Origin of the sequence: Mucilaginibacter agri (genome assembly GCF_009928685.1) — a bacterium.
Lineage (GTDB): Bacteria > Bacteroidota > Bacteroidia > Sphingobacteriales > Sphingobacteriaceae > Mucilaginibacter > Mucilaginibacter agri.
Genome location: NZ_WWEO01000044.1, coordinates 398383 through 411783, shown reverse-complemented (window position 1 = coordinate 411783; position 13401 = coordinate 398383). Strand labels below are relative to the sequence as shown.

At 41.0% G+C, this 13401-nt stretch carries 14 protein-coding genes and 1 tRNA gene; 8 read left to right on the top strand and 7 right to left on the bottom strand.

Features of this window, described 5'->3' with window-relative positions:
* Window positions 1-32: 32 nt before the first annotated feature.
* Together pgmB and GSY63_RS18035 are read right to left on the bottom strand one after the other, a co-directional pair.
* Window positions 33-683: a beta-phosphoglucomutase gene (gene pgmB / locus GSY63_RS18040; protein ID WP_166587229.1), complete on the bottom strand. Its 651-nt coding sequence runs from the start codon at window positions 681-683 to the stop codon at window positions 33-35.
* A gap of 11 nt (window positions 684-694) precedes the next feature.
* A complete protein-coding gene (locus GSY63_RS18035; protein WP_166587228.1) occupies window positions 695-2554 on the bottom strand; it encodes a glycoside hydrolase family 13 protein in 1860 nt (619 codons plus the stop codon).
* 148 nt (window positions 2555-2702) lie between these two features.
* Here GSY63_RS18035 and tsaA point away from each other — a divergent pair, with 148 nt between their 5' ends.
* From tsaA to GSY63_RS18020, 3 genes are read left to right on the top strand one after another with little or no spacing between them, the layout of a single operon-like run.
* On the top strand, window positions 2703-3191 hold the full coding sequence (tsaA, locus tag GSY63_RS18030; protein WP_166587227.1) for a tRNA (N6-threonylcarbamoyladenosine(37)-N6)-methyltransferase TrmO: 489 nt from the start codon (window positions 2703-2705) through the stop codon (window positions 3189-3191).
* 52 nt (window positions 3192-3243) lie between these two features.
* The gene (locus GSY63_RS18025) at window positions 3244-3843 is read left to right on the top strand and encodes a thermonuclease family protein (RefSeq protein ID WP_166587226.1); all 600 of its coding nucleotides are present in this window, start codon (window positions 3244-3246) and stop codon (window positions 3841-3843) included.
* Between the two features lie 58 nt (window positions 3844-3901).
* Window positions 3902-5242, top strand: a complete 1341-nt coding sequence (locus tag GSY63_RS18020; protein ID WP_166587225.1) for a MutS-related protein — start codon at window positions 3902-3904, stop codon at window positions 5240-5242.
* 56 nt (window positions 5243-5298) lie between these two features.
* Here the strand turns inward: GSY63_RS18020 and gap are convergent, their stop codons facing one another.
* The 3 genes from gap to pfkA are packed head-to-tail and all read right to left on the bottom strand — an operon-like array spanning window position 5299 to window position 8150.
* Window positions 5299-6294, bottom strand: a complete 996-nt coding sequence (gene gap, locus GSY63_RS18015) for a type I glyceraldehyde-3-phosphate dehydrogenase (RefSeq protein ID WP_166587224.1) — start codon at window positions 6292-6294, stop codon at window positions 5299-5301.
* 6 nt (window positions 6295-6300) lie between these two features.
* On the bottom strand, window positions 6301-7149 hold the full coding sequence (locus tag GSY63_RS18010) for a hypothetical protein (protein WP_166587223.1): 849 nt from the start codon (window positions 7147-7149) through the stop codon (window positions 6301-6303).
* Window positions 7150-7163: 14 nt separating this feature from the next.
* Complete coding sequence (gene pfkA / locus GSY63_RS18005) at window positions 7164-8150, bottom strand: 6-phosphofructokinase (RefSeq protein WP_166587222.1); 987 nt, start codon at window positions 8148-8150, stop codon at window positions 7164-7166.
* Window positions 8151-8278: 128 nt separating this feature from the next.
* Between pfkA and GSY63_RS18000 the strand changes: the two genes are divergently transcribed.
* Window positions 8279-8974 carry an NUDIX hydrolase gene (locus GSY63_RS18000; protein ID WP_166587221.1) on the top strand — a complete coding sequence of 232 codons (696 nt, stop codon included), beginning with the start codon at window positions 8279-8281 and terminating at the stop codon, window positions 8972-8974.
* 83 nt (window positions 8975-9057) lie between these two features.
* On the opposite strand, the gene GSY63_RS17995 is transcribed toward GSY63_RS18000, so the two are convergent.
* Window positions 9058-9918: an N-acetylglucosamine kinase gene (locus GSY63_RS17995; RefSeq protein ID WP_166587220.1), complete on the bottom strand. Its 861-nt coding sequence runs from the start codon at window positions 9916-9918 to the stop codon at window positions 9058-9060.
* A gap of 326 nt (window positions 9919-10244) precedes the next feature.
* Here GSY63_RS17995 and GSY63_RS17990 point away from each other — a divergent pair, with 326 nt between their 5' ends.
* Window positions 10245-10400, top strand: a complete 156-nt coding sequence (locus GSY63_RS17990) for a hypothetical protein (RefSeq protein ID WP_166587219.1) — start codon at window positions 10245-10247, stop codon at window positions 10398-10400.
* 60 nt (window positions 10401-10460) lie between these two features.
* On the opposite strand, the gene GSY63_RS17985 is transcribed toward GSY63_RS17990, so the two are convergent.
* On the bottom strand, window positions 10461-10844 hold the full coding sequence (locus tag GSY63_RS17985) for a hypothetical protein (RefSeq protein WP_166587218.1): 384 nt from the start codon (window positions 10842-10844) through the stop codon (window positions 10461-10463).
* Between the two features lie 449 nt (window positions 10845-11293).
* Here GSY63_RS17985 and GSY63_RS17980 point away from each other — a divergent pair.
* The 3 genes from GSY63_RS17980 to GSY63_RS17970 all read left to right on the top strand — a co-directional run bounded on the left by GSY63_RS17980 (window position 11294) and on the right by GSY63_RS17970 (window position 13309).
* Window positions 11294-11367, top strand: a tRNA-Arg gene (locus GSY63_RS17980).
* A 402-nt stretch (window positions 11368-11769) separates the two neighbouring features.
* Window positions 11770-12450, top strand: coding sequence for a metal-dependent hydrolase (locus tag GSY63_RS17975; protein WP_166587217.1), 681 nt, complete (start codon window positions 11770-11772; stop codon window positions 12448-12450).
* Window positions 12451-12532: 82 nt separating this feature from the next.
* A complete protein-coding gene (locus GSY63_RS17970; protein ID WP_166587216.1) occupies window positions 12533-13309 on the top strand; it encodes an alpha/beta hydrolase in 777 nt (258 codons plus the stop codon).
* Window positions 13310-13401 lie beyond the last annotated feature (92 nt).

The following is a 13401-nucleotide window of genomic DNA, read 5'->3' as shown; positions in this document are numbered from 1 at the left end:
AAATGTGCGTTGATATTTGTAACCACAATATATTATAATTCTTTCAGCTTTGCTAAGCTCATTTCATTTAAACCGCTGATAACCAAGTCGGCCTGCGTAAGCGTTTGTACCGATCCGATGCCCACTGCTTTCATGCCACCGTTTTTGGCAGCCTGTACACCTGCAATCGCGTCTTCAAAAACCACACACTCGGTAGGGGAAACCCCCAGCGCTTCGGCGCCTTTTAAAAATACTTCGGGATCGGGCTTTGGTGCGCTAACATGGTTGCCGTCAACAATCGTATCAAACAGTTGGGCGATGCCTACTTTGTTTAAAATGGTCATGGAATTTTTACTGGCCGAACCTAACGCAGTTTTGAGACTGTCAGCTCGACAAGCTTCTAAAAATTCCAGCGCACCAGGCAGTATTTCGGCAGGTGTCATCTGGTTTATCATTTCAACATACCAGGTATTTTTGCGGGTAGCCAATTCTTCTTGCTCAGCTTCGGTTTTGGTAACGCCCCCCCAACCTAAAATGAGTTGTAATGAACGCACCCGACTCACACCTTTCAGATGTTCGTTCTGTTCTTCTGTAAAGTCGAAGCCTAGTTCGTTGGCCAGGCGTTTCCAGGCTTTATAATGATAAACTGCAGTGTCAACAATTACTCCGTCGAGGTCGAATATGCAAGCTTTGATATCAGTCATGTTTTGTAATATTATTTGGTGGATGGCAAAAGCTCTAGTACCAGGGTTGATTTGCCGGGTATTGTTAATTTATCTAGGTTAACAGTTTCGCCGGTAATTACGCTTTTGGCTTTTTTAGCGCCCTTAATTCGCTCGGCAAAATAATCGGTGGTGGTGCTTTCTTCTTTTTCGTTACTGTTGTAAACCACCATTACAGTTTTGCCATCGTCATATCTAAAATACACATAAATACCCTTTTGCGGTATAAACTGCATTAGCTTACCGGTTTGTAAAGCAGGTGTGTTTTTGCGGTAATTAGCCAACGTACGCACATAGTTAAATGCGTCGTTTTCTTCTTTACTACGGCCTGCCGCGGTAAACTTATTGTCTTTATCCTCTTTCCATCCGCCTGAAAAATCTGCGCGAACGAGGCCGTCTGGGTTCGAAATACCTTTCATCAGAATTTCATCGCCATAATACATTTGCGGCACACCACGCAAGGTCATCAACATGGCCATACCAGATTTGTACTTGTTATAATCGTCGTTAACAACCGAAAGGAAACGACTCATATCGTGATTATCCAGAAAGATGGTATTTCTCGTAGGGTCTTCGTATAAAAAGTCCTGAGCGAGTACGGCATAGAGGCGTGCAACGCCATCTGTCCAGCCTTCTTTACCGTTTAACGCTTCCATAATGGCATCTTTTACAACGCCATCGGTAACGCCTGGTAGATGGGTGTCAAAGCCGCGGTTTACCCTGTCGCCCTGTACAAAGAAAGCCTGGTTAGCGGCGCTCCATACCAGTGTTTCGCCAAAGATGGACAGGCGAGGGAATTCACGTTTTACATCCTGCGCCCATTTAGCCATGTACGCAGCATCGTTATAAGGATAGGTATCTAAACGGAAACCATCTATGCCGGCATACTCCACCCACCAGATATGGTTTTGGGTAAGATAGTTTTGCACGTAAGGGTTGCCTTCGTTCAAGTCCGCCATGCGATGATCGAACCAACCATCAAGCATTATTTTTTTATCAAGCGCCGAACCGTGCGGATCCATCACAGCCATATCCCTGAAGTTAGAGTTGGTGTATTTCGGCCATTGATGTACCCAGCTTTTCATCGGCATATCCTGTATTAGGTACGACTCTGTTCCGATATGGTTATGAACCAGGTCTTTAATAACCTTTAAGCCCATAGCGTGGCATTTCTCAACGTATTGTTTGTAAAGTTCGTTGGTGCCGTAGCGAGGGTCTATTTTATAATAGTCCGTAACAGCATAGCCATGGTATGAGGCGTGGGGCTCATCGTTTTCAATTTCGGGAGTCATCCAAACGGTTGTTACGCCCAGGTCTTTAAGGTAATCGAGGTGGTTCATTAAACCTTGTATATCGCCACCATGACGACTATACATCGAGTCGCGGTGGAGGCCGGTTTCGCGCATGCCTTTTACTACGTCGTTGCTTGGATCGCCGTTAGAGAATCGGTCAGGCATCAGCAGATAAATGAGGTCCTTATTAGTTACACCCTGCGCCCGGTTTGCGCTATGGTCGCGAACCTTTAAGGTATAGTTGTAAGTTAAATCCTTTTCGCCCTTTTTAACAAATTTTATCGGGAACGTTCCCGGAACTGCGGCAGAAAAAAGCTTAAAATCGATGAATAGATAATTAGAATTTTCGACTTTATGCACTGCCACGAGCTTAACACCCGGGTAAGAAAGCTGCACCTGGCGGCTTGCAATATTGTTGCCATGCACCAGTAATTGCAGGTTGGGATTGCTCATGCCTGTCCACCAAGACATGGGTTCTACGCGCTCCAGAGCCGGAATTTGCGCACGTAATCCCAGTGCCATCAGTATGCAGGAGGCTGTAAGAAGTAACGATTTTCTCATAGAAATTTTATTTATCGGGAATGTAATTGGTTGGGCAATAGCCAGAGCAGTTGCCACGTTTCAAATTTATAATAAAATTAATTCCCTGTAACAAAAAGTGAAAATAGTTCGTAACTAAATTGTAACAGGTACTTTTTACCACTTTATCATGGATATTTTACTACAACCGGTTGCTACTGTAAACAACCGACGCGACTACCCGACCGACGATTTTTGGGGCGATACCATTTCTGCAATTACACTACTACCACACTTACCAGATGATGCTTTTGATGGGCTGGAGTGTTTCTCGCATCTGGAGATCATTTATTATTTTGACCAGGTAGAACAAAGCAAAATTGTTTACTCAGGCCATCCGCGTGGAAATAAGAATTGGCCTAAGGTGGGCATTTTTGCACAACGCAAAAAAGACCGGCCTAATCATATAGGGTTATGCCGTGTTGAATTGATAGAGCGCGAAGGCCGCACCTTATGGGTAAAAATGCTCGATGCCCTAGATGGAACGCCGGTGTTGGATATAAAACCTGTTTTTAAAGAGTTTAGCCAAATCGTTCAAATCAAGCAACCCGAATGGGTAGGGGAGCTGATGCAGAATTACTGGAAAATACAGCCAGAATTAGTTTCGAAAGGCAAGTAGCTATAGGCAGATTATTCTTTATTGTTGCATATTTGGGGCCAACCCAATATTAATGTTTCAGAAGCTTAAATCTTATAAAAGATTATCACTAGTTCTCCTCATCAGCTTTGTATTTGGATGTACTCAAACAGAGCCCGATCTGCTGAAGGTAGTGAAGATAAAAGACGGCGATACAATTGTGGTACTAACTAAAGACAATCAGATGGTTACCGTTCGATTAGCCGAAATAGATTGCCCCGAAAAGAGCCAGGCTTTTGGCCAGGCTGCCAAACAGTTTACATCCGACTTGTGCTTCGGTAAAGGGGTAAAGCTACAAGGTAACGAGCACGACCGCTATGGCCGAACAATTGCGTTGGTGATATTAGAAAATGGCACCAATGTAAATTACGAACTTGTAAAAAATGGCTACGCCTGGCAGTACAGCCAGTATTCTAAAAATAATGCCATGCTTGCCGGTTACCAGCAACAAGCCCAACAACAGAGGTTAGGTTTATGGCGGGATACCAACCCAACGCCACCCTGGGAGTTTAGAAAGGGCGAACGGGAGTTAAAGCAAACAAATAATGAAAATACACATATGCCTCGCAAACATAGGAGCAGGAAACGTAAAAGTCGTCGGGACACTATTATAACTGGCTTTGATCTTCAATAAATAATTATTTTTAGTTTATTTCTGTTTTGGACCGGCAAATATTCATATTTAGGATATTATGCGATTTGAGATAGATAATCAAACACTTAATGATCTGGCTATTTTCAACAATGGCTCTAATCAAAAATCTGTCTTCAATATTTTCGACAAGGCCGTAACTATTGGCGGGCGCGAAAAATTCAGATCTATATTCAATAATCCACTAACCGATGCATTTGAGATACAGAATAGGGTAGATACATTTCGTTATTTTCAAAATGCCAGTACTGAACTGAATATTGATAAAACGAGCTGCGATTTTGCAGAGTTTTACTTAGCGCAAAGTAATGGATCGCGACATTTTCCTAGGATGTTAGGTATTTTGCAGTGGATAGCTAATCGGTTTTATAAAGAGCACGAATATTATACCATTCAACAAGGGGTGTTAAATGTTTTGAAATTGTTAGATACCGTAAGCAAGTTTACAGCGTCTAACAATATCGATATTTTACCGATGGCTCTAAAAGCTATCCATCTGTCCATTACTCGGGTTTTGGATGATAAAGATTTTGAAATAATAAGGTACCTCCAACAAAAGCAGAAATTAACCAGCACGGACATTACCAGAGCCGATTACTTATTCCGCCATTTGAAACATGATAGTATTAAAACTTTACTGGACATTATTTATCAATTAGATGTATTTATATCGGTAAGTAAACAAGGAGAACTTTTAGGCTTCAGGCTACCGGTAATTAATACTCAAACGCAAAGAGGGCTTCGTTTCGAAGCATTATTTCATCCTTTTATTGATAAGCCGGTTATTAACGATATTGAGTTTGATACTGACCGAAATATCTGTTTCGTTACGGGTACAAACATGGCTGGTAAGTCGACCTTGTTAAAAGCCATGGGAGTTTCCGTTTACCTGTCTCAACTGGGATTCCCGGTTCCGGCTGCTTATATGGAAACAAGTACATTTAAAGGTTTGATCACAACTATCAATCTTTCAGACAATATTCAAACCGGACATAGTCATTTTTATAGCGAAGTTTTAAGGGTTAAACACGTGGCACAAAAGCTAAACGAATCACCAGAGCTGTTTGTGATTTTTGACGAGCTGTTCAGAGGTACAAACGTAAAAGATGCTTATGATGCTTCGCTTTTAATTATCTCGGCATTTGCCGGCTTAAAGAATACTTTTTTTGCGATCTCAACCCACATTGTAGAGGTAGCACGAGATTTAGAAAATACATCCAATATCAATTTTAAGTTTATGGAAACATCCTTTGAGAATGAAGTTCCGGCGCACAGTTACAAGCTTAAAGGTGGCATCACAGATGAGAGGCTTGGGTTGTGGATTGTTAAAAATGAGGGTATAGTTGAGTTGATAGATAGGGCTATTAATAAATCTTTATAAAACACAAAAGCCGCTTCGATATTCGAAACGGCTTTTGAATATGTAGCAGAAACTAATTACAGTTTACCGATCTCTTGAACTAAGTCGATGATTTTGTTTGAATAACCCCACTCGTTATCGTACCAAGATACAACTTTAACAAAGTTATCATTCAAAGCAATACCTGCTTTAGCATCAAAGATTGATGTACGAGCATCACCTTTAAAGTCTTCAGATACAACTTCATCTTCAGTGTAACCAAGAACGCCTTTCATTTCGCCTTCAGATGCTTCTTTCATAGCAGCTTTAACTTGCTCGTAAGTAGCTGGAGTTTTTAAACGTACAGTTAAGTCAACTACAGATACGTCTGCAACCGGAACGCGGAAACTCATACCAGTTAATTTACCTTTTAATTCAGGTAAAACTAAACCTACAGCTTTAGCAGCACCTGTTGATGAAGGGATGATATTTTGGTAAGCACCACGGCCACCTCTCCAGTCTTTTGCAGACGGGCCATCAACTGTTTTCTGAGTTGCAGTAACAGCGTGGATTGTGCTCATTAAACCTTCTTCGATACCAAATTTATCGTTTAATACTTTAGCGATAGGCGCTAAACAGTTAGTAGTACATGAAGCATTAGAAACGATGGTTTGCTCAGCTTTCAAAGATTTGTGGTTAACACCCATTACGAAAGTAGGAGTATCATCTTTTGCCGGAGCAGACATAACTACTTTTTTAGCACCAGCATCGATGTGTTTTTGAGCAGTTTCCTGAGTTAAGAATAAGCCGGTTGACTCAATAACAACCTCAGCACCTACATCACCCCATTTAAGGTTTGCAGGGTCTTTTTCTGCAGTTACGCGGATAGTTTTGCCATTAACAACCAAGTGGCCACCTTCAACTTCAACAGTGCCAGTGAATTTACCGTGAGTTGAATCGTATTTTAACATATAAGCCATATAATCTGGCTCAATAAGGTCGTTAATACCTACTACTTCAATATCAGGTCTTTCAATTGCAACTCTGAATGCTAAACGGCCGATACGGCCAAAGCCGTTGATTCCTATTTTCATGATTTTTTAATTTTTATTTGAATAGTATGTTAGTAAATTGTTGATGGGTTCTCTGATAATACTGCTTACCTCTATGCCTGCAGCAGTGGTAATTTCTAATAGTTCGTGCTGAAAGATTGCTGCTATAGATCCCGTAATATGCACAGGTGCATCGGGGTATTCGTTTTTTAAAGGCAACAAGTAGGTGTCAACAAGTAATTCAAAGCCCTGTTTAATCTTATTTTTGATGTATGGGTCGGTATGGTTCTCGGTATAGAAATCGGTAAACGAACTCAGGAATAGGGCAGGCTGACGCAAACGGTAAACTTTTTCAAGCATCGTTTTACGGTCGGCATCATACCGATGCTCAAATTTCTTTTTCAAATTTTCAGGCAGTGTTTCGTTCATAAAAGCCTTAATCAATTGCCTTCCGAGCCAGTTGGCCGAGCCTTCATCGGCTAAAATATACCCCAAACCATAGTTGTTGGGTTTTACTTTTTTACCGTCGTACCAGGCTGCGTTTGAGCCACTACCACAAATGCAAACAATACCGGAAGTGTTTTTACAGCAGGCAATTGCCGCTGCCAGCATATCATGCTCAACCGATATTTTTGCAAACTTAAAAAAAGCCGACATTGATTTGCGAATTAAATCTTTTAATTCGTTGGTGAAGGCTCCGGCACTAAAAAAGTAAACACGCTTTACTTCTTCTGCGTGGTGTATTAAATTGATGTTCTTATTAAGCAATTGCAGTATATGCTTCTCATCGTTAAACTGCGGGTTTATACTGCTTGTTTTAAAAGAGGCTATAGTTTTACCCTTATTTGACAAGCGCCAGTCGGCTATATGTGATCCGCTATATACTACTGCTATCATTATTGGCTCTTACCTCAGATTGATAATATCTCTACCATCTGCATCAAATCTTCTTCCAATTTGTATTCATGCACCATTAATGCCTCTTCCAGCGATGTAAGCATGACAGAATTACCTTTAAGGCCTGCCATTTTTTGCGTATCGCCATTAAGTAGTCCGATTACGCATGCATAACCAAGTCGGCTACCCAATATACGGTCGAAAGCACTTGGGCTGCCACCACGTTGTAAGTGACCCAAAATGGTTACCTTAACATCGTAGTTTTTAACCTCTTGTTTAACCATCTGCGCAACATCGTAGGCGCCACCATGTTTATCACCTTCGGCAACAATAACTATACTGGATGATTTTTTGTTATGCTCGCCTGCTTTTAAGCCTTCAATTAACTCGCTGATAGCCGTTTCTTTTTCGGGCAGCAATATGGCTTCTGCACCGCAAGATATACCTGCACGCAAGGCTATACAGCCAGAATCGCGGCCCATTACCTCGATAAAGAATAAACGGTCGTGCGCATCGGCAGTATCGCGTATTTTATCAAGTGCTTCGATAACAGTATTGGTAGCCGTATCAAAACCTAGGGTGTAGTCAGTACCACAAAGGTCGTTATCAATTGTACCAGGTACACCCATTACGGCAATGTCCGGATATTTTTTTGAGAAACGCAATGCACCAGTAAACGTACCGTCGCCACCTATAACAACAAGCGCATCAATTCCTCTTGCTTTCAGATTCTGATAAGCAATTTCCATACCTTCTTCGGTACGGAAAGGAAGGCAACGTGCTGTTTTTAAGATGGTTCCGCCAAGGTCGAGAATATTACTCACCGACCGTGTCGTCATGTCATACATGTTGTCGTCAATCAAACCCTGATAGCCTTGTCTTACCCCAACTACGTCGAGTTTGTGGTAAATGGCAGTACGTACAACCGCTCTGATACAGGGATTCATACCTGGGGCATCGCCACCAGAGGTCAGAACAGCAATTTTTTTTATTTTACTCATGTTTTCAGGTACCCCGGAAAATTCGCCCTAAGATAATGTGTATATTTAACACGATGTAATTTTTATTTATTTTTTTCCATTTCAAAATTACAACTATATTTAAATCCTCACTTAAAACCTAAATAGTTTTGGAAGTAAAGCTACCTGAATTTGATTCCGTCTTCTCTATCGACTGCGTAATCTTCGGCTTCGAAGCAGGCGAATTGAAGATTTTATTAATAGAACGTAATGAAGAGCCATTTAAGGATTGGCTTGCATTACCCGGCTACATTGTAGAACAAAACGAGAGTATTGATACAGCAGCCGAACGCATTTTGTACGAGTTAACCGGTTTGCGCGACCTGCACATGGAGCAATTTCATACTTTTGGCGAAGTAAACCGCCACCCACAAGGCCGGGTTATCACTGTTGCTTATTATGCGTTGATCCGTATTAACGGTCAAAAAGAACTAAGACCAGTAACGCAATACGCCAAAAAAGCATTTTGGCATCCGGTTAGCGAGTTGCCTAAACTGGCGTTTGATCACAGCGAAATTTTCAAAACCGGCTTTAACAAAATAAGAAGAAGACTAAGCTATCAGCCGATTGCATTCGAGTTATTGCCAGAGAAATTTACCCTTACTCAACTCCAAATGCTTTACGAAGCTATACTAAGTAAGAAATTGGATAAACGAAACTTCCGGAAAAAAATGCTGAGCTATGGCTTTTTGAAAGAACTTGACGAGAAGCAAAAGGGCGTGTCGTATCGCGCAGCTAAACTTTACAAGTTTGATAAACGTAAATACACCAAAATATTCCAAAGCGAGCTTACTGTGGAAGTTTAACACTTGCTATAAAAAGTTTGTAATAGCAAAAAAGGCGTTAATTTATAATTAACGCCTTTTTTATGATCTATATGATCTGAATATTATAACTGACTTGGAGAAAGCTCCAGGTGGTATTTAACCAGGCTATCTATAGGAGAGCGGATAATGTTACCCACTACCATACCATGTTCGGTAACAACTTCTTCTAACACATTTCTGAAATTATAACCTACCGAACCGATACAGTTAAAAGTATATTTCTGGTAGTCTGGATAGTGTACTACCAGATTACGGAAAAAGTCTTCGAATGAAGTGCGTACCAGATTTCGAGAGTACTCGATGTGTACATTGTTATCATAAACGAACTTGCTGAAGCTTGCGCAGAAACGGTTAGCTAATGGCTGTGAGTAAACACGGTCGTTAACTTCGTCTGGAGTAAGCTTGTAAGTTTCCCAGAACAAGTTGCGCACAGGCTCCGGCATATAGCCTCTTAAGTAATCGATAAGTAGTTTCTTGCCTATGTAGCAACCGCTGCCCTCGTCGCCTAAAATGTAGGCTCCGGAATCAATGTTATGAGCGATTTTTTTGCCGTCATAGATACAGCTATTGGTACCGGTACCTAAGATAGCAGCAAAGCCTTCATTGTTACCCAGCAAGGCTCTTGCAGCAGCCAATAAATCGTGGCCAATGTTAATAGTTGCTTTAGTGAATACCGCTTTCATGGCATCCTCAACAATCTTGTTCTTTTCAGGGACCGAGCAACCTGCTCCGTAGTAGTCAACCTCAGTAATCTTGTCTTTTTCAAGATCAGTAGGTAGACTCTCATTCAGAGATTTAATGATGTACTCAGTACTTGCAAAATAAGGATTATAACCTTCAGTATTAAAGTAAACTTTTTTACCGTCTTCTGTAACCAAACACCAGTTTGTTTTTGTTGAGCCGCCGTCAGCGATGATTATCATGATGTACTTTGTTTAAAAATCGGTTAAAAGTATGATTTACTAATTGTAAAAAAAACACTTTGTACTTTTTTTACGTAAAAGCCTTAACATTTCATTAACAAAAAGCAACATTGCTAATTAATGCCCTTTGCTGTTTCTGATAGTTTTATTCGGAACTATCAGATTTTTAATGTAATATATAATTAATTTATTGCTCGTAAAAGTTTTATGTGCATATGCAACAATTTTTGGCACAACATCAAAAATAATTGAAGCTTACTCAATTTACACCTCATTTGAGACCAACAATGCGCTTATTTGCCATAACTTATTATCTTTAAGGTGTTATGAACAAAAGAAACGGTTCGTTAGGAGTGGGTTTAGCAATTGGGGTTGCATTAGGTATCGCCATGCGTAGTGTAGGCTTAGGTATAGCTATTGGTGTTGCCATTGGCGTTGGGCTCGATAGCTTATATACCCGAAAAGACAAAAGAAGACAATAGTAAAATTGTAATTGCTCCCTGTATTTATGGTAAGTGTCTATAAATTAGGTAAATATATCTTTATTTAGCAGTAGCGGGTACTGCGCTAATAACACTGTCGACAACAAATACGCTAACACCGCGCCAAGGTAATGTGTGCAGATATTCTTTATAATGTAACTCTAAAAACGCACCCGCGTTACTATTGAGTTTTTGTGCAACTTTCTCGTCCGTCACAGAAAATACAAACTCGTTTGACTGAATAGTATTTGTAGCCGCAACCTTAATACCCGATTGTATCAGCCGCCCTTCGTAGGTTTTAAATATGTAGCCTTTGTGCACAAAATAGTTCATGCTGCCAGCCTTTGTACCATCGCCAAATACAAAATAGTAGCGATAATAAACAATACCGGAAATAGTGAGTATAAGAATGATAACGATAATGGATATGACTTTGCGCCTCATGGTTTCATTAGTTTTGGATGATAAACAATAATAGTTAAAATTGTATAATTAGCCTAAAATTTAGCCCTTTAATTGATTAACAGTTAGTGAATTAATGTGCGATGAACGCGAGTATTCAGATCTTGATCAGTAATGAAATTCGGCAATTGTCTTATTTCATAATTGGTGATTAGGATGCGTTTTTAAAACCGGTATGTGCTTTTGTTCCGTTGGTTTGACTAATTCTTGCAGCTGTGGTTAGCTTAGTCATTTTACGGTTGAACCTAATTCTGACTACAGCTGAATAAATATCGTTTGTTTTTGATTTTCTGTACTGAAGAATAACTTTGTAATAAACTATAATGTTGAGTTTATACCTGCATTAAATCCTGGAAGGATTGAAATGTAATTTTAGTACTTGGTTTAAAGGCATAATTTTCTCATATTTGCACTCGCAAAAATATTTGCATGGTTCCATAGCTCAGCTGGATAGAGCAACTGCCTTCTAAGCAGTAGGTCTCAGGTTCGAATCCTGATGGAATCACTTAAAAAGCTACCATAATGGTGGCTTTTTTCATTAGACACAGATTGTGCATCCCGATTTCAATCGGGAAGGTCTCAGGTTCGAATCCTAATGTGATCACAGAAGAAAAGCCTTTTAACGATGAGTTAGGAGGCTTTTTGGGTTTTGTGGTCTTTTTGGAAAAAGCCTGAAATATCGTAACGCACCGTTTATTCGTAGGATACGGTATTTCGATCATTCGCCAAATATCGTCGCGAACATTGATAAATTCTCTTTCCTTTTTCTTGTAATTACCTAATAATCAAATAGATATTGTGGTGGCATGAGGTTGGTGGAGTTTATTCACCATGAGTTAAGGCGAGATAAGACGTTCGCTCGTCCTCCCGCTTTGCCGTATTTATTTACAACAAAATAGTTAAGAGTATGAAATTAACTTATTATGGACATTCTTGCTTCTCCGTATTTGCCGGAGGTAAACATCTTTTGTTCGATCCGTTTATTTCGCCCAATGAGCTGGCAAGCTCCGTTGATGTCGACGCGGTGAAAGCCGACTATATTTTTGTATCCCATGGGCACTATGATCACATTACCGATGTAGAACGTATTGCCGGTAACACAAATGCTATGGTATTGGGTAATTACGAACTTTTTGATTGGTTCAACAAAAACGGTATCAAAAATACGCACCCTATAAATCCGGGTGGCAAATTCAGCTTCGACTTTGGTACAGTGAAGTCTGTTACAGCCATACACTCCAGCAGTTTGCCCGATGGTAGCTACGCTGGCGTAGCGTGTGGTTATGTATTTAAAACCGCCGACGGCAATTTCTATTACGCCGGAGACACCGGCTTAACTCTCGATATGCAACTGATACCTAAATGGGCTAAACTGGAATTTGCCGTTTTACCTATCGGTGACGGCCTTACCATGGGAGTAGAGGATGCTATCGAAGCTGCCCGCTTTACGGGTGTTAACAAAGTTGTGGGGGTACATTATGATACGTTCGGCTTCATAAAGATCAACCACCAAGAGGCTTTAGAGGCATTTCGCGAGGCTGGGATGACGCTGTACCTGCCCGAGATTGGTAGTACTATAGAAATTTAATTGATTCTGACATCTAAACATCTTTAAGCAAATCATCAATATTCACACACACACACAAAAATTAACCATGGAAAAGACAACTATGAAAACGAGATCAGCTTTAATAACAGTTGTTATTTTAGCCGCTGTTATGTTGGGTTTATTCAACAGCAAGGCAACAGCACAAATTAAAAACATTGTATTGGTGCACGGCGCTTTTGCCGACGGCTCTGGCTGGGAACCGGTTTACAGGATATTAAAAAGCCATGGTTATACGGTTAGCGTAGTGGGCAACCCCAACACTGGTATGCCAGATGATGTCGCGGCAACCCAGCGTGTGCTGGATCGAATAGATGGCCCGTGCATATTGGTAGGCCATTCGTACGGTGGTGCTATTATTACCGAGGCGGGCAACTCCTCAAAAGTTTCAGGTTTGGTATATGTAGCAGCCTTTGCGCCAGATGCAGGTGAAGCGCTCGGAGGCTTATTGGCTAACGCCCCGCACGACCCGGTATCTGGTATTGGTATGCCCGAAAACGGATTTGTGTGGTACGATAAAGCTAAATTTCATGCCGGTTTCTGTGCCGACTTGCCTAAAGAGCAGGCCGACTTTTTATGCGATTCACAAGTGCCTGTTGCAGCAGCAGCGTTTGGGTATGTGTTTAAAGATATTGCCTGGAAAACCAAACCAACCTGGTACATCGTAGCCTCCGACGATCATTCGATACCTCCGGTATTGGAGCGTACGATGGGCAAGCGGACAGGCGGAAAGGTAACAGAGATTAAATCGAGCCACCTGGTGTTTATTTCGCATGCTAAAGAAGTTGCAGACATTATCGAGACTGCGGCAAAAAGCGCAGCGATGGCCAGCGCCAAATAATTATATCGCAATCCTTTCTAAAATAGTCAGAAAAGCAGGCCTAAGCCTGCTTTTTGCATTTTGACTAGTTCCCAGGGCAGGCCGCATACACG